Annotated in this window: 16 protein-coding genes; 8 read left to right on the top strand and 8 right to left on the bottom strand. The window is 66.1% G+C overall.

Translation table 11 applies throughout. From position 1 onward, the window contains the following. Positions 1 to 60: 60 nt before the first annotated feature. The 4 genes from BMY30_RS07965 to serA form a co-directional block, all read right to left on the bottom strand. Entirely contained in the window at positions 61 to 846 is a 786-nt protein-coding gene (locus BMY30_RS07965) for an enoyl-CoA hydratase (RefSeq protein WP_089712633.1), read from the bottom strand. Between the two features lie 74 nt (positions 847 to 920). Beyond that, a complete protein-coding gene (locus BMY30_RS07960; RefSeq protein ID WP_089712351.1) occupies positions 921 to 2,264 on the bottom strand; it encodes a uracil-xanthine permease family protein in 1,344 nt (447 codons plus the stop codon). A gap of 40 nt (positions 2,265 to 2,304) precedes the next feature. Continuing rightward, the gene (locus tag BMY30_RS07955) at positions 2,305 to 3,660 is read right to left on the bottom strand and encodes an 8-oxoguanine deaminase (protein ID WP_089712349.1); all 1,356 of its coding nucleotides are present in this window, start codon (positions 3,658 to 3,660) and stop codon (positions 2,305 to 2,307) included. 335 nt (positions 3,661 to 3,995) lie between these two features. Then, positions 3,996 to 5,246: a phosphoglycerate dehydrogenase gene (gene serA / locus BMY30_RS07950; RefSeq protein WP_089712631.1), complete on the bottom strand. Its 1,251-nt coding sequence runs from the start codon at positions 5,244 to 5,246 to the stop codon at positions 3,996 to 3,998. Positions 5,247 to 5,518: 272 nt separating this feature from the next. Here serA and BMY30_RS07945 point away from each other — a divergent pair, with 272 nt between their 5' ends. The 4 genes from BMY30_RS07945 to djlA are packed head-to-tail and all read left to right on the top strand — an operon-like array spanning position 5,519 to position 9,390. Continuing rightward, positions 5,519 to 5,803 (top strand): exodeoxyribonuclease VII small subunit, encoded by a 285-nt coding sequence (locus BMY30_RS07945; RefSeq protein WP_089712347.1) that lies wholly within the window; start codon positions 5,519 to 5,521, stop codon positions 5,801 to 5,803. Next, positions 5,790 to 6,677, top strand: coding sequence for a farnesyl diphosphate synthase (locus BMY30_RS07940; protein WP_089712344.1), 888 nt, complete (start codon positions 5,790 to 5,792; stop codon positions 6,675 to 6,677). The genes BMY30_RS07945 and BMY30_RS07940 overlap by 14 nt, the downstream gene beginning before the upstream one ends. Before the next feature lie 15 nt (positions 6,678 to 6,692). Continuing rightward, entirely contained in the window at positions 6,693 to 8,603 is a 1,911-nt protein-coding gene (gene dxs, locus BMY30_RS07935; protein WP_089712342.1) for a 1-deoxy-D-xylulose-5-phosphate synthase, read from the top strand. A gap of 28 nt (positions 8,604 to 8,631) precedes the next feature. Continuing rightward, on the top strand, positions 8,632 to 9,390 hold the full coding sequence (gene djlA / locus BMY30_RS07930) for a co-chaperone DjlA (RefSeq protein ID WP_089712340.1): 759 nt from the start codon (positions 8,632 to 8,634) through the stop codon (positions 9,388 to 9,390). Positions 9,391 to 9,396: 6 nt separating this feature from the next. Here djlA and trhA read toward each other — a convergent pair whose 3' ends face one another. Both trhA and ribA read right to left on the bottom strand, forming a co-directional pair. Beyond that, complete coding sequence (trhA, locus tag BMY30_RS07925) at positions 9,397 to 10,068, bottom strand: PAQR family membrane homeostasis protein TrhA (RefSeq protein WP_089712338.1); 672 nt, start codon at positions 10,066 to 10,068, stop codon at positions 9,397 to 9,399. A gap of 46 nt (positions 10,069 to 10,114) precedes the next feature. Continuing rightward, entirely contained in the window at positions 10,115 to 10,750 is a 636-nt protein-coding gene (gene ribA, locus BMY30_RS07920) for a GTP cyclohydrolase II (protein ID WP_089712336.1), read from the bottom strand. A 154-nt stretch (positions 10,751 to 10,904) separates the two neighbouring features. On the opposite strand from ribA, the gene hemE reads away from it, so the two are divergent. From hemE to BMY30_RS07905, 3 genes are all read left to right on the top strand, one after another. Further along, the gene (hemE, locus tag BMY30_RS07915; RefSeq protein WP_089712335.1) at positions 10,905 to 11,981 is read left to right on the top strand and encodes a uroporphyrinogen decarboxylase; all 1,077 of its coding nucleotides are present in this window, start codon (positions 10,905 to 10,907) and stop codon (positions 11,979 to 11,981) included. Then, a complete protein-coding gene (locus BMY30_RS07910; RefSeq protein WP_089712333.1) occupies positions 11,974 to 12,366 on the top strand; it encodes a VanZ family protein in 393 nt (130 codons plus the stop codon). The genes hemE and BMY30_RS07910 overlap by 8 nt, the downstream gene beginning before the upstream one ends. A 165-nt stretch (positions 12,367 to 12,531) precedes the next feature. After that, a complete protein-coding gene (locus BMY30_RS07905; RefSeq protein ID WP_089712332.1) occupies positions 12,532 to 12,960 on the top strand; it encodes a host attachment protein in 429 nt (142 codons plus the stop codon). 58 nt (positions 12,961 to 13,018) lie between these two features. On the opposite strand, the gene BMY30_RS07900 is transcribed toward BMY30_RS07905, so the two are convergent. Continuing rightward, the gene (locus BMY30_RS07900; protein ID WP_089712329.1) at positions 13,019 to 13,945 is read right to left on the bottom strand and encodes a LysR family transcriptional regulator; all 927 of its coding nucleotides are present in this window, start codon (positions 13,943 to 13,945) and stop codon (positions 13,019 to 13,021) included. Positions 13,946 to 14,089: 144 nt separating this feature from the next. Here BMY30_RS07900 and BMY30_RS07895 point away from each other — a divergent pair, with 144 nt between their 5' ends. Continuing rightward, positions 14,090 to 14,866, top strand: coding sequence for a ferredoxin--NADP reductase (locus BMY30_RS07895; protein ID WP_089712327.1), 777 nt, complete (start codon positions 14,090 to 14,092; stop codon positions 14,864 to 14,866). Between the two features lie 198 nt (positions 14,867 to 15,064). Here the strand turns inward: BMY30_RS07895 and BMY30_RS07890 are convergent. Continuing rightward, on the bottom strand, positions 15,065 to 15,243 hold a 179-nt coding region (locus BMY30_RS07890), incomplete at its 5' end, for a P-II family nitrogen regulator (protein WP_139195491.1).

Here is a 15,243-nt window from a genome sequence, read left to right as displayed (position 1 = left end):
GTCGTCCGGGCACTGTCGCGGTTGCGGAAATGGCTTCCATCCATCGCTGACGCCGCGACCTCAGCGATGCCGCCACTCGGGCGAGCGCTTCTCGATGAAGGCGTCGATCCCCTCGCAGGCATCCTCGGCCATCATGTTCCGTGCCATGACCTCGCCGGCGTAGGCATAGGCCTCGTCAAGTGGCATGGCGAGCTGGCGGTGGAACATCGCCTTGCCGGTTCGCACCGCGACGGCGCTCTTGGCACAGATGCTGGCGGTCAGCGCGCCCACCGCCTCGTCGAGGGCCTCATCGTCGGCGACCCGGTTGACCAACCCCCAGTCGCATGCCTGGTCGGCATCGATGAATTCGCCGGTGAAAAGCATCTCCATGGCCCGCTTGCGGCCGACATTGCGCGACAGCGCCACCGCCGGGGTGGAGCAGAACAGCCCGGCATTGATGCCCGAGACGGCGAAACGTGCCGAACGGGCGGCTACGGCCAGGTCGCAGCTGGCCACCAGCTGGCAGCCGGCGGCGGTGGCAATGCCCTGCACCCGGGCGATCACCGGCACCGGCAGGGCGACGATGGCCTGCATCAGGGTTCCGCAGCGCGCGAAGAGCCGTTGGTAGTAGGCCTCATCGGGTGAGGCGCGCATCTGCTTGAGGTCATGGCCGGCACAGAAGGCGCGGCCTTCGGCAGCGATCACCACGCAGCGCACGCCCTCGTCGGCGGCCACGCGGTCGAGCTCGCTGCCCAGAGCCTCGAGCATCTCCTCGGAGAGCGCGTTGAAGTGCTTCGGCCGGTTCAGCGTCAGGGTGGTTACGCCGTCGAGCTCGTGACGCCGAACCAGGGGGCTGTCATCCTGCATGCTGGGGTCTCCGATGAAATGGAACAGCCCCCAGGCTAGCACCTCGGGGGCCTTCTTCGCCGGGGCAGGTGACGTCAGACATCGCTGCGGAAGGCGCGCTCCTCGCGGGGCAGGATCAGGTTAAGAACGATGGCGCACAGCGCGCCGGGAATCAGCCCCGATTCGATGATCGCCTGGAGATTGTCGGAGAGGTCGGCATAGAGCCCCTCCTGAGCCGGCAGGCCGATGGCTGCCGACAGCGAGACCCCGATGATCACCATGTTGCGCTTGTTGAAGTCGATATGGGAAAGCATCTTGATGCCGGCGCTGGCGATCATGCCGAACATGATCACCACCGCACCGCCGAGCACGGCATTGGGGATGCTGGAGACGATGGCGCCGAGCTTGGGCAGCAGGCCGGCGATGACCAGGAAGCCACCGCCGATGGCCACCACGAAGCGGCTGACCACGCCCGTCAACGCGACCATGCCGACGTTCTGGCTGAAGCTGATCTGGGGAAAGGCGTTGAAGATGGCGGCGAAGACGCTTGCCAGGCCGTCGGCCATCACGCCTCCTGAGAGCTCCTTCGGGGTGGGGGCGCGATCCAGCCCCCCGGCAGTGGTTCCGGCGATGTCGCCGATCGACTCGGCGCAGGTTACCACAGCGAGCAGTACCACCGGCAGCACGGCGGCCCAGTGGAACTCCAGGCCGATGGCCAGGGGGGTTGGCAGCGAGATCCAGGCGGCGCTACCGATGGCGGAGAAGTCCACCAGGCCGAAGGCGGTGGCTGCGGCGTAGCCGGCCAGCAGGCCAATCAGCGGTGCCGCCTCCGACCAGATACCGCGACCGAACTGGTGCAGGCCCAGAGTGAGAAGCAGTACCAGTCCCGCCAGCAGGAGGTGGTGCGAGGCCCCGAAGTCCTCGGCGCCGAAGCCGCCGCCGACATAGGCCAGGCCCACCGGCATCAGTAGAGTGCCGAGCATGATCACGAAGGTGCCGGTGACCACTGGCGGAAAGAGGAAGCGGAACCAGGGCAGGAAGAGCCCCACCAGAGCCATGGCTACCCCGCCGCACAGGGCCGCGCCCAGGGCTGCAGGCAGCCCCATGCCTACGGCGATGGGGATCAGTACCGGCACGAAGCCGAAGCTGGTGCCCATGACGATGGGCAAGCGCGCCCCGATGGGGCCGAGTCCCAGCGACTGCACCAGGGTGGCCACCCCGGCCACGAACATGGCGGCCTGGATCATGAAGGTGGTCTGCTCGGCGGAGAGGTCCGCGGCACCGGCGATGATGATGGGCACGGTGACGTTGCCAACGAACATCGCCAGTACGTGCTGCAGTCCCAGGGGAATGGCGCGTCCCAGGGGCGGCATGGCATCGACGTCCTGAGTGCTGCGCACCCGATGCTCCGTGGTTGCGTCGCTGGACTCGGTGGTCATGGGGTGTCTCCTGTTGGCATTGTTGGAAATGGGAAGGGAATCAGAGCGATCCGCGCAGCTCGCGGGCGGCCTGGTCATGTCGGGCCAGCAAGGCATCGAGATCGACGTCCCGGGGGCGGCCGTCTTCGATCCGCCAGCGCCCGGCCACCATCACCCGGTCGGCGCGGTGGGCCCCGCACAGCAGCAGGGCCGCCACCGGGTTCTCGGCACCCGAGAAACGGGCCTCGTCGAGCCGGAACAGCGCCAGGTCGGCCTGCTGACCAGGCACCAGCCCGCCGATGTCGGTGCGCCCCAGGCAACCCGCCGACCCTTGGGTAGCCCAGCGGATCACGTCGTCGTGGGTCACTTGGCTCGGCGCGTAGCGCAGTCGGCCCAGCAGCAGGGCCTGGCGCATCTCCTCGGCCAGGTTGGAGTGATCGTTGGAGGCTGAGCCGTCCACCGCCAGGCCCACCGGGCAGCCGGCGGCCTCGAGCTCCAGGGTGCGGCACATGCCGGAGCCCAGCACCATGTTCGACGACGGGCAGTGGGCGATTCCGGTGCCGGCCTGCCCCAGGCGAGAGACCTCCTGGTCGTTGAAGTGGATGCCGTGGGCCAGCCAAGTGCGCGGGCCCAGCCAGCCGGTGGCCTCCAGATAGTCCAGCGGTCGCATGCCGAAAAGCCGTTGGCAGTAGGCCGTCTCGTCCTCGGTCTCCGCCAGGTGCGTATGCAGGCGCACGTCCTGCTCCTCGGCCAGGCGGGCGCTCTCCTGCATAAGCTCGCGACTCACCGAGAAGGGCGAGCAGGGCGCCAGGGCGATGGTGGTCATGGCGCCGTCGCCGCGCTGGTGATAAGCGTCGATGAGGCGGGCGCTCTCGTCGAGGATGGTAGCCTCATCCTGCACCACCGACTGGGGCGGCAGGCCGCCGTCGTCGCGGCCCACGCTCATCGAGCCCCGCGTGAGAGCGGCACGCACGCCGAGGCGGCGAGCAGTCTCTACCTGAACATCGATGGCACTCTCAAGGGCGCCGGAGAAGACGTAGTGATGGTCGGCCACGGTGGTGCAGCCGGACATCAGCAGCTCGACCATGGCGAGCTCGCTGGCGAGTGCCAGCTGGCGCTCGGAGAGGTTGGCCCAGACGTCGTAGAGGGTCGTCAGCCAGGGGAAGAGTTCCTTGTTCAGGGCCGGCGAGTAGGCCCGGGTCAGGGTCTGGTAGAAGTGATGATGGGTGTTGACCAGCCCCGGCAGCAGCACATGCGCCGAGGCATCGAAGGTCTCCTCGACCGGCGTCATAGGGGTGCCACCGGCCGGCACGGCCTCGACGATGCGTGAGTCGCGGATCACCACTCCGCCGGCGGCACGCGCATCGCTGCAGGCGCGGGGGGCCCGGATCCATAGGGTCGGTGAAATCGGGGTCATGTTGTCCTCCCGGGGATCCCTCGGCGGTGCCCCGTTGGCATGGACAAAGGGTTACCCAAGTCTCGTGTTGGATCGGAGCCTTGGTTCAGGTGCCTTCGATATTCTGTGTGTACTTGCCGTGTCATTCAGCGTGAAGCTGGATTGTGTACAAAATGAGAGGCTTTGAGATAACTGTCAAGACCGTGATGCTCAACTCTCGTCCGCTCGCGAGTCGCTCGGCATGGGCTTGTTCCGGTATGGAGGATGTGTCAGGGAAGTTCTCTGCACGGGTCTCCTCTATGAAAAGAGCCGCCACGTCGATGACGCGGCGGCTCCGGTCAGCCGTGAGGAGGGGCTCAGTGGGTGTAGCTGCTCTCGGCGTAGAGCACCCGCACACGCAAGGTATGTTTCACCTGACGCAGTGCCTCCATGGCCCGTGAGCCATAGGCCTTGTCCACGTCGATGACCACGTAGCCGATGCGCTCGTTGGTCTGCAGGTACTGGCCGAGGATGTTGATGTCGTTCTCGGAGAGCACGCGGTTGATCTCGGAGAGGACCCCGGGCACGTTCTCGTGAATGTGCAGCAAGCGGTGCTTGCCCGGGTGAGCCGGCAGGGCCACCTCGGGGAAGTTGACCGAGCTGACGGTGGTACCGTTGTCGGAATAGGTGACCAGCTTCTCGGAGACCTCGATGCCGATGTTCTCCTGAGCCTCGAGGGTGGAACCGCCGATGTGGGGGGTAAGAATGACGTTGGCCAGGCCGCGTAGCGGGCTCTCGAACTCCTCGTCGTTGCCCTTGGGCTCCACCGGGAAGACGTCGATGGCGGCACCGTGGAGGCGCTCGGCCTTCAGCGCCTCGGCCAGGGCCTCGATCACCACCACGCTGCCGCGGGAGGCGTTGATCAGGATGGCGCCCGGCTTCATCAGGGCGATCTCGGCCTCGCCGATCATCCAGCGGGTGGCGGGCAGGTCAGGTACATGCAGGCTGACCACATCGGCGCGGGTCAGCAGCTCCTCGAAGCTAGCCACTTGGCGGGCGTTGCCCATTGCCAGTTTGGTCACCACGTCGTAGTAGATGACGTCGAAGCCCAGCGACTCGGCGAGTACCGAGAGCTGGGAGCCGATGCTACCGTAGCCGATGATGCCCAGCGTCTTGCCGCGTGCCTCATGGGCGTTCTTCGCCGACTTCAGCCAGCCGCCCTGGTGGGCGCGGGCGCTCTTCTCGGGGATGCCGCGCAGCAGCATGATCGCCTCGGCCAGCACCAGTTCGGCCACCGAGCGGGTGTTGGAGAAGGGGGCGTTGAAGACCGGGATGCCGCGCACCAAGGCGGCATCGAGGTCCACCTGGTTGGTGCCGATGCAGAAGCAGCCCACCGCCACCAGCTTCTCGGCCGCGTCGAAGACGCGCTCGTTGAGCTGGGTACGCGAACGGATGCCGATGAAGTGGACGTCGCGGATCTTCTCGAGCAGCGTTGCCTCGTCCAGTGAGGTCGGCAGGTGCTCGATGTTGGTGTAACCGGCATTGAGTAGATTGTCCACCGCACTCTGGTGGACGCCCTCGAGCAGCAGGATCTTGATCTTGCTCTTGTCCAGGGACGTTTTGGCCATGGTCGATTCAACCCCTTCGTCGGCGCGCGCCGCTTGCATGTGTCATGAAGATGCTGAAGAGCCTGGGGCCCGCGGGAGACGCTTCACCCGGCACGTGGACAGGCTCGAAACAGGGCCGGTAGTTTACCACAGCCGGCATGAGCGAGGATGAAAATGCCGAGCGCCATGGATGAATGGCATGTAAGTTGCTCGGGTCCCGGCCGGGGCAGACGACCCCCCGGGGGGAGCGTGTATACTGTCCGCCCATGATCAGGCCACCAGCGAGAGAGGCGATGGCGGAACAGCAAAGCCAAGGCAGCGGCGATGAGCCGGCACCGGCCGACTTCGCCGCCACCGTCGAGCGACTCGAAGAGCTCGTCGAGCGACTGGAGTCCGGCGAGCTGTCGCTGGAGGGATCGCTGGCCGCCTTCGAACAGGGTGTTCGCCTGACCCGTGACGCCCAGCGTCGGCTCGACGAGGCAGAACTGAGGGTGCGCACCTTGACCGAGGGCGAGGCCGGCGGCGTTGATCTGCAACCCTTCGACGGTCCTTCTGCGGAGGACGATGGTGAGCGCTGATCCCCTGGCCGGCCGCCTGGCCGCGGATCGTGCCCGGATCGATGCCGGTCTCGAAGCGCTCTTCACGGCGCGTTCGGCTCCTTCTCCGCGTCTCGAGGCAGCCATGCGCCACGGCTTGCTGGTGGGCGGCAAGCGACTGAGGCCGTTGCTGGTCTATGCGGCCGGCCGTGCCCTGGGCGCCGCGGACGACGATCTGGATGCCCCGGCCATGGCGTTGGAACTGGTCCACGCCTATTCGCTGGTCCACGACGACCTGCCGGCCATGGACGACGATGACCTGCGGCGTGGCCAGCCCACGGTGCACCGTGCCTACGACGAGGCCACCGCGATACTCGCCGGTGATGCCCTTCAGGTTCTGGCCTTCGAGGTACTGGCGCGGGCTGCACACTCCCGGTTGCCGGCGCTGGTGGCCAGCCTAGCCGGGGCCGCCGGGCGCGACGGCATGGTGGCCGGTCAGAGCCTGGATCTTGCCGCGGTGGGGGGGCACCCGGATGCCGCGGCGCTGGCGGCGATGCACGGCCACAAGACCGGTGCGCTGATCCGTGCCGCGGTGCATCTCGGCGGATTGGTCGCCGTCGATGAGGCCGACCCGCGCCTGGACGCCCTGGATGCTTATGCCGATGCCATCGGGCTGGCCTTCCAGATCCACGACGATGTGCTCGACGTGACCGGTGACACCGTTACGCTGGGCAAGACCTCCGGAGCCGATGCCGCCCGATCCAAGCCCACCTATCCGAGTCTGCTGGGGCTCGAGGGCGCTCGCCGGCGGGCCGATGAACTGGTCGAGATGGCGGTGGCGGCCCTGACGCCGCTGGGCGAGGCCGCCACTCCCCTGGCCGACCTGGCTCGCTACATGATCGAGCGTGACCATTGACATTACAGGGCCCACATGAAGCTGTTCGATGACATCCCCGTCGAGCGTCCGGCCACGCCGCTGCTCGATACCCTGGAGATACCGGCGGCGCTGCACGCCATGAACACCGGCCAGCTGGCCCAGGTGGCCGACGAGCTGCGCGCTTACCTGCTCTATAGCGTGGGCGTCTCCGGCGGCCATTTCGGCGCCGGCCTGGGCGTGGTGGAGCTCACCGTGGCCCTGCATCAGGCACTGGAGACCCCCCATGACCGCTTGGTATGGGACGTGGGCCACCAGGCCTATCCACACAAGATCCTCACCGGACGTCGTGAGGCGATGACCGGCATCCGCCAATATGGTGGCCTTGCCGCCTTCCCGCGGCGCACCGAATCGGAGTACGACACCTTCGGCGTGGGCCATTCGAGCACTTCGATCTCGGCGGCCCTGGGCATGGCCCTGGCCGCCCGCACCCGTGGCGAGAAGCGCCGGGTCTGTGCGGTGATCGGCGATGGTGCGCTCACCGCCGGGATGGCCTTCGAGGCCCTGGCGCATGCCGGCCATGTGGACGCCAACCTGCTGGTGGTGCTCAACGACAACGAGATGTCGATCTCCGAGAACGTCGGCGGCATGGCCAGCTACCTGGCGCGCATCCTGATCAGCAAGCCCTACCTCAACATGCGCGAGAGTGGCAAGAAGGTGCTCTCGCACCTTCCCGGCGCCCTGGAACTGGCACGGCGCACCGAGGAGCACATGAAGGGCATGATCAGCCCTGCCACGCTGTTCGAGGAAATGGGCTTTAACTACATCGGCCCCATCGACGGTCACGACCTGCCGTTGCTGGTAGAGACCTTGCACAGCATGCGTGACCTGGAGGGACCCCAGTTCCTCCATGTGAAGACCTGCAAGGGCAAGGGCTTCCTGCCCGCCGAGGCCGATCCCATCGGCTACCATGCCATCACCAAGCTGGAAAAGAACGGAGAGACGCCACCGCCGCTCAAGCCGGCCAGCGTGCAAGCCAGCAGCAAGCAGAAGTACTGCCGCGTCTTCGGCAACTGGCTGTGCGACATGGCGGCGGTGGATGAACGGCTCGTCGGCATCACCCCCGCGATGCGCGAGGGCTCCGACCTGGTGCGCTTCTCGAAGGAGTACCCCGAACGCTACTTCGACGTGGCCATCGCCGAGCAGCATGCCCTGACTCTGGCCGCGGGCCTTGCCTGCGAGGCCATGAAGCCGGTGGTGGCGATCTACTCGACCTTCCTGCAGCGCGGCTATGACCAGCTGATCCACGATGTGGCGGTGCAGGGGCTTGACGTGACTTTCGCCATCGACCGCGCTGGCCTGGTGGGCGAGGATGGCCCCACCCACCACGGCAGCCTGGATCTCTCCTACCTGCGCTGCGTGCCGGGGCTGGTGGTGCTTGCCCCCGCCGACGAGGCCGAATGCCGTGCGATGCTCAGTGCCGCCTATCACCATCCCGGCCCCGCTGCGGTGCGCTACCCGAGAGGGACCGGTCCCGGGGTCGCGACGCCCGAGCACCTCGAGCCGATCGAGATCGGTCGGGCCGAATGGCGGCGTCGTGGTAGTGGGGACACGACGCGAATCGCCCTGCTGGCCTTCGGCAGCCTCAACGGCCCGGCGGCGGAAGTGGCCGAGCGCCTCGACGCCAGTCACCTCAACATGCGCTCGATCAAGCCGCTGGACCTTGACGCCGTGCTGGCCGCGGCCGACGAGCACGACCTGCTGGTGACCCTGGAGGAGAATGTGGTTGCCGGAGGTGCCGGCAGCGCCGTCAATGAGCTGCTGATGGCCGAGGGGGTGCAGGTGGAAGTGCTCAACCTCGGGCTGCCCGATGCCTTCGTCGAGCACGGCAAGCCCGCCGAACTGATCGCCGAGTGTGGCCTGGATGCGGACGGCATCGAGGCCTCGATCCGTGCCCGGCTGCCCTGAGTTTTCACGTTACCGTCATGAGGTTGCGATGCTGTTCCTGATTATTATCGGTGCCCTGCTGGGGCTGGCCATCGGCGGCCCCATCGGCCTGCTGGTGGGCGGCGCCTTGGGCTATTGGCTGGGTAGGCGCCTGCGGAATCGTCTGGTGAAGAAGCTGGTCGGCATCCAGTCCCAGTTCCTGGAGTCGACCTTTGCCGTCATGGGTTGTCTGTGCAAGGCCGATGGCCAGGTCTCTGAGGACGAGCTGGAAGCCTCTCGACAGCTGTGGGATCGGTTACGGCTCAGCGAGGCCCAGCGTGCCCAGGCCCGTGCGGATTTTACCCGCGGCAAGGCTCCCGACTTCGACCTGGACGCAGAGCTGGCCAAGGTTCGTCACATTGCGGCACATCAGCCCGCTCTGCGCCAGGTCTTCCTGCAGGTACAGCTGGCCGCAGTCGCCGCCGATGGCGAGCTGCATCCTGCCGAGCACGAGATGCTGATGCGGGTGGTGCGGGGCCTCGGCTGCTCCGAGGCCGAGATTGCCCAGATCGAGGCCATGCTGCGTGGCGGGCCCCGAGGAGCAGACGAGCAGGGCCCATCGCTGGAGGATGCTTACCGGGTGCTGGGCGTCGATCAGGACGCCAGCGACGCCGAGATCAAGAAGGCCTACCGCCGCCTGATGAGCGAGAATCATCCCGACAAGCTCGCCTCCAAGGGCCTGCCCGAGAGCATGCGCGAGGTCGCCAAGGAGCGCACCAGCGAGATCGGCAGCGCCTACGAGCGAATCCGCAAGGCCCGCGATGCCTGACGATCGTCAGACCGCGAAAGGCAGTACAGCGGTGTAGACCGCGAAGTAGTGGAAGGTGCTGCCGCCCATGACGAACAGGTGCCAGATCGCGTGGTTGTAGGGGATGGCGCTGATGGCATAGAAGACCACGCCCAGGGTGTAGGTGATGCCGCCGGCGATCAGCAGGGCGAGACCGGTACCGGACAGGCGGGCTACCAGTTCGTCGCCGGCGAAGACGACCAGCCAGCCCATCAGCAGATAGATGGCGATACGCAGCGGGGTGAAGCGGTGGGGCCAGGCAAGCTTGAAGGCGATGCCGGCCAGCGCCAGGGACCAGACGGTGGCGAACAGCGTCCAGCCCGTCGGACCGCGCAGGTTGACTAGCAGGAAGGGCGTGTAGGTGCCGGCGATCAGCAGGTAGATCGCGCAGTGGTCGAGCAACTGCAACCTGCCCTTGAGGCGTGGGTGACGAATCCCGTGGTAGAGGGTGGAAGCGGTGTAGAGCAGCACCAGGCTGACGCCATACAAGCCGATGCCCACAAGCTTCCAGGGGTCGACCCGGCTGGCCAGGCTGGCCAACACCAGCAGCACCACAATCCCGACGAGACTGAGCGCCGCACCGATGCCGTGGCTGACGCTGTGCAACAACTCCTCGAGGCCACTGAAGGGCGTCTCGACATCGGGGGTGGTGTGCGTCATGGGGGTCTCCTGCCGAGGAGCCAGCCCGATGCCCGGACCCGGTGGCTCAGGGCTTGCGTTCGATATCCACGTCGCTGGCCTGAGTGAAGTCGCCCAGCGCCATCATGTGGCCCAGCTTGCCGGCCTTGGTGGTCAAATATTGCTCGTTATGCGGGTTTAGACCGGTGGTCAGCGGGACGCGTTCCATCACCACCACGCCGGCCTGGGTCAGGGCGTCGACCTTGCGGGGGTTATTGGTCATCAGTCGTAGCCCCTTGATCCCCAGATGGTCGAGCATCGGCACGCAGAGGTCGTAGCGGCGCAGGTCGGCGGCGAAGCCCAACTGCTCGTTGGCCTCGACGGTGTCGGCGCCGGCATCCTGGAGATGGTAGGCGCGGATCTTGTTGAGCAGCCCGATGCCACGGCCTTCCTGACGCAGATAGAACAGCACTCCCCGTCCTTCTTCGGCGATCCGCTTGAGCGCTTCCTGCAGTTGGAAGCCGCAGTCGCAGCGCATGGAGAAGAGGGCATCGCCGGTCAGGCACTCGGAGTGGACCCGTCCCAGCACCGCTTCGCCATCGGCCACATCGCCCAGGGTCAGGGCGATGTGATCCTTGCCGGTAGCATCATCCTCGAAACCATGCATGGTGAAGGTGGCCCAGGGAGTGGGCAGCCGGGAGGCGGCGATGAATCGAATCGTCACATTGTACCTCGGTGGAAGACCACGGCGTTGCCGACGGGTGGAGGGCTATTCTATCAGGAAGGCCGAGCCGGCTCACCGTTGTGTCAGGGGGCTCATCGCCGGGGCCTTCGATGGGGTACAATGGCGCCGACATTTTCCGTGGACGAGCGCCTGCATGGAACTCAAGAACGACCGCTTTCTGCGCGCCCTTGCGCGTCAACCCGTCGACCGCACCCCGGTGTGGATGATGCGCCAGGCCGGCCGATACCTGCCGGAGTATCGCGAGGTGCGCGGCCATGCCGGCAGCTTCATGGACCTGTGCCGCAACCAGGAACTGGCCTGCGAGGTCACCCTGCAGCCGCTGGAGCGCTATCCCCTGGATGCGGCCATCCTCTTTTCGGACATCCTGACTATCCCCGATGCCATGGGGCTGGGTCTCTACTTCGAGACCGGCGAAGGCCCGAAATTTCGCAACCCGGTGCGCACCTCGGCCGAAGTGGATGCCCTGCAGGCCCCGGATGCCGAGCGCGACCTGGACTACGTGATGCGGGCGGTCTCGACAATCCGCCGTGAGCTGAACGGCCGGATGCCGCTGATCGGATTCTCCGGCAGCCCCTGGACGCTTGCCACCTACATGGTGGAGGGCGCTTCCAGCAAGGATTTCCGCCACGTCAAGACGATGCTCTACGATGCGCCGGATACCATGCACCGGCTGCTCGATACTCTGGCCCATGCGGTCACCGACTACCTCAATGCCCAGATCCGTGCCGGCGCTCAGGCGGTACAGATCTTCGACACCTGGGGCGGTGCGCTCTCCACGCCAGCCTATCTGGAGTTCTCGTTGCGCTACATGGAGCAGATCGTCGCCGGCCTGATCCGTGAGCACGAAGGGCGTCGAGTGCCGGTGATCCTGTTCACCAAGAATGGCGGCCAATGGCTCGAGGACATCGCGGCGGCCGGCTCCGATGCCGTCGGCCTGGACTGGTCTACCGAGCTCTCTGATGCCCGGGCCCGGGTCGGCCATCGCGTCGCCCTGCAGGGCAACCTCGACCCCAACGTCCTGTTTGCCCGCCCCTCGGCGATCCGCGCCGAGGTGGCGCGCATCCTCGACAGCTTCGGCCACGGGCCCGGCCATGTCTTCAACCTGGGGCACGGCATCAACCAGTTCACCGACCCAGACAATGTCACGGCCTTCATGGACGCCTTGCATGACCTGAGCCCCGCCTATCATCGCAACATCGCGCATGGCTGACTGGTTGGCCCGGCTGGCCGCAGGGGAGGACCGACAGTGGTGCCGCCGCTGGGTGGTACTGGCCTGCCTGGCGGCCCTGGTGATCGCCTGGGGCAGCCTGACGCCCAGCAGCGAGCTGCCCGAGACGCTGCCCTGGGACAAGGCCAGCCACTTCATTGGCTATGCCGGCCTGGCGGGCCTGGTCGGGCTCTCCGGCGTCCGCCTGCCGCTGGCTTTCCTGGCTGCGCTGCTGCTGGGCATCGCCATCGAGTTTGCCCAGCTCCTTGTTCCCGGCCGCAGCGGCGGCGACTGGGCCGATATGCTGGCCAATGGCCTCGGGGCCGGTGCGGCCGTGCTGCTGCTGGTCGGCCTGCGTGAGTTTCTGTCGGCCGTGCGGCGTCGCTGAGGAAGCAGTAGGCAGACACACTTAACCCCAGATCCTGTCGCTCGGCAGTCTTCGCGTATCGCCAGGTTGACCAACGGGAGCGGGGTTGCCAATGTGGAACGAGAGGCGGAAGTGGTTGTCTCGAAAGGCGGACTTCCGTCAATTCACCTGTATCAAGGAGCGGCTATGACAACCTATATCGTGGTGGCTGATGCGGCACGGGCTCGACTGTTCACCCGCGAGGGACTCAAGATCAGCGAGAAGGACAGCCTTGTCCATGCCGAGGGTCGAATGCACGAGGGAGACTTGGTGACGGATCGCGGCGGCGATGTCCACGAGTCGACCGCGACGTCCTCGCGCAGCGCCGGCGGCGAGAACGTGGCGACCCAGCACCACGAGGAGATCTTCGCTCGCGAGGTCGCCGAGCGGCTCTATCGCGCCCGGGTCGACAACACCATGGAGAAGCTGATCCTGGTCGCGCCGCCACGCTTCCTCGGCCAACTGCGGGACAAGGTCGATGGTCCTACCGCCAAGCTGGTGATCCACACTCTGGCCAAGGATCTCACCAAGGCGTCCCTCGCCGATATCCAGGAGGCCGTCAGCGACCTTCGCTAGCCACTCGCCCATTGACGCCCTCTCCGCGGCCCGGCTCTTCGCGCCGGGCCGCGCTGCGTCAGGGCACCTGGGGCAGGTCGATCTGGTCGCTGCGACGGATGCCATCGGTCATCTGCCGACACAGCTTGAGAAATTCGCGCATGCCGGTGGCCAGGTACTTGTGACGATGCCAGATGAAGGTGAACTGGCGGCTCAGGTCCAGCTCCGGGGTGGCGATGGGCACCAGGCTGCCACGCCGGAAGGCGTCGCGCAAAGCCAGTTTCGAGACACAGCCGATGCCGAGGCCCGATTCCACCGCCCGCTTGATGCCCTCGGTATGCTCCAGCTCCAGCAGGATGTTGAAGCGTCCGCGGCGATGCCGGGCCGCCTGCTCCAGGGTCAGCCGGGTGCCGGAGCCCTGTTCGCGCATGATCCACGCCTCGCGCAGCAGGCGGTCCAGTTCCACCGGACCGCCCGTGGCGAGCGGATGGCGGGGTGAACAGAACACCGCCAGCTCGTCCTCCACCCAGGGTTGGGTGATCACGTCCTCCTCTTCGCACTGTCCCTCGATCAGCCCCAGGTCCAGCTCGTGTTGGCGCACGCTGTCGATGATGGACCGGGTGTTGCGCACCGAGAGGCGCACCCGGCTGCCCGGATGACGCTGCATGAAGTCACTGATCAGCAGGGTCGCCAGGTAGTTGCCGATGGTCAGGGTGGCGCCGACGTCCAGGGTGCCGATGCCCTGCTGGCCGCGCAGCAACTCCTCCACCTCCTCGGCACGATCGAGCAGGGCCACCGCCTTGGGCAACAGCTGGAAGCCCAGGGCGTTGAGCTTCAGGCGCTTGCCGATACGATCGAGCAGCCGACAGTCGAACTGACGCTCCAGTTCGGCGAGGGCGGTGCTGGTCGCCGACTGCGAGAGCGCCAGCGCGCGAGCCGCCCGGGAGACGCTCTCATGCTGGGCCACGGCGACGAAGACTTCCAGCTGACGTAGGGTATAGCGCATGAGGTTCCTCGGGAGGTCGTATATCCACAGTATAGATAAGTGTTATCCATACAATCCATTTAACAGATAAGTCCTCGGCTCTTAGAATTGCCTACAAAGATTGGTTGTCCGATCTATTCGTTTATAGAATATGAGGGAGTCGGCATGAGCAAGTTTGCGCTTGAGGACGTTCTGAGTGTGCACCACTGGAACGATACCCTGTTCAGTTTCCGGACCACCCGCGAGCGTACCCTGCGCTTCAAGAACGGCCAGTTCGTGATGATCGGCCTCGAGGTGAACGGCAAGCCGCTGATGCGGGCCTACTCCATCGCCAGCCCCAACTACGAGGATCACCTGGAGTTCTTCAGCATCAAGGTGCCCGATGGTCCCCTGACCTCGCGCCTCCAGCACCTCAAGGTGGGTGACCAGATCATGGTCAGCCGCAAGCCTACCGGCACTCTGGTCACCGATGACCTGCTGCCGGGGCGCAACCTTTACTTGCTCTCCACCGGCACTGGCCTGGCCCCCTTCATGAGCCTGATTCAGGACCCGGAAGTCTACGAGCGCTTCGAGAAGGTGGTGTTGGTGCACGGCGTGCGCAACGTGAGCGAACTGGCCTATGCCGATTTCATCCAGAAGGACCTGCCTGCCCACGAGTATCTCGGTGAGGAGATCAGCGAGAAGCTGATCTACTACCCCACCGTGACGCGCGAGACCTTCCACACCATGGGGCGGCTGACCGACCATATTCGCAGCGGCAAGCTGGCCGAGGATACTGGCCTGCCGGCTATCGATCCCAAGCAGGATCGCGCCATGATCTGCGGCAGCCCGGCGATGCTCGACGACACTAGCGTCATGCTCGACGAGCTCGGCTTCACCATCTCGCCGCGCATGGGCGAGCCCGGCGACTACGTCATCGAGCGGGCGTTTGTCGAAAAGTAAGCGTCGAGCTTCAAGCGTCGAGCCGCCAAGCTGTTCGGTGACGGGCGGTAGGTAGCGAGGCAGAAACGCGAAACCCCACCGGGCGAACCTCTGGTGGGGTTTCTTGCTACTTGGGCCTAGACTTCGCTTGGCCGCTTGGCCGCTTGGCCGCTTGGCCGCTTGGCCGCTTGGCCGCTTGGCCGCTTGGCCGCTTGGCGCTTACACCGCGTCCTTCCCCGTCTCGCCGGTACGAATACGGATCACCTGCTCCAGCGGGGTGACGAAGATCTTACCGTCGCCGATCTTGCCGGTGTTCGCGACCTGGGTGATGGCGTCGATCACCTTCTCGGCCATCTCGTCGTCCACGGCCACCTCGAGCTTCACCTTGGGCAGGAAGT

It is taken from the genome of Halomonas daqiaonensis, from assembly GCF_900109725.1.
In the GTDB taxonomy this organism is placed as follows: Bacteria; Pseudomonadota; Gammaproteobacteria; order Pseudomonadales; family Halomonadaceae; genus Halomonas; species Halomonas daqiaonensis.
The sequence above is the reverse complement of the archived record's forward strand: the minus strand, read 5'-3'. Positions and strand labels throughout refer to the sequence as shown.

Coding starts and splice junctions, on each gene's coding strand:
- djlA (WP_089712340.1), top strand. CDS start 8,632: ATGCTGTTCCTGATTATTATCGGTGCCCTGCTGGGGCTGGCCATCGGC.
- BMY30_RS07955 (WP_089712349.1), bottom strand. CDS start 3,660: ATGACCCCGATTTCACCGACCCTATGGATCCGGGCCCCCCGCGCCTGC.
- BMY30_RS07960 (WP_089712351.1), bottom strand. CDS start 2,264: ATGACCACCGAGTCCAGCGACGCAACCACGGAGCATCGGGTGCGCAGC.
- dxs (WP_089712342.1), top strand. CDS start 6,693: ATGAAGCTGTTCGATGACATCCCCGTCGAGCGTCCGGCCACGCCGCTG.
- BMY30_RS07965 (WP_089712633.1), bottom strand. CDS start 846: ATGCAGGATGACAGCCCCCTGGTTCGGCGTCACGAGCTCGACGGCGTA.
- BMY30_RS07895 (WP_089712327.1), top strand. CDS start 14,090: ATGAGCAAGTTTGCGCTTGAGGACGTTCTGAGTGTGCACCACTGGAAC.
- trhA (WP_089712338.1), bottom strand. CDS start 10,068: ATGACGCACACCACCCCCGATGTCGAGACGCCCTTCAGTGGCCTCGAG.
- serA (WP_089712631.1), bottom strand. CDS start 5,246: ATGGCCAAAACGTCCCTGGACAAGAGCAAGATCAAGATCCTGCTGCTC.
- BMY30_RS07945 (WP_089712347.1), top strand. CDS start 5,519: ATGGCGGAACAGCAAAGCCAAGGCAGCGGCGATGAGCCGGCACCGGCC.
- BMY30_RS07910 (WP_089712333.1), top strand. CDS start 11,974: ATGGCTGACTGGTTGGCCCGGCTGGCCGCAGGGGAGGACCGACAGTGG.
- BMY30_RS07905 (WP_089712332.1), top strand. CDS start 12,532: ATGACAACCTATATCGTGGTGGCTGATGCGGCACGGGCTCGACTGTTC.
- BMY30_RS07940 (WP_089712344.1), top strand. CDS start 5,790: ATGGTGAGCGCTGATCCCCTGGCCGGCCGCCTGGCCGCGGATCGTGCC.
- BMY30_RS07900 (WP_089712329.1), bottom strand. CDS start 13,945: ATGCGCTATACCCTACGTCAGCTGGAAGTCTTCGTCGCCGTGGCCCAG.
- hemE (WP_089712335.1), top strand. CDS start 10,905: ATGGAACTCAAGAACGACCGCTTTCTGCGCGCCCTTGCGCGTCAACCC.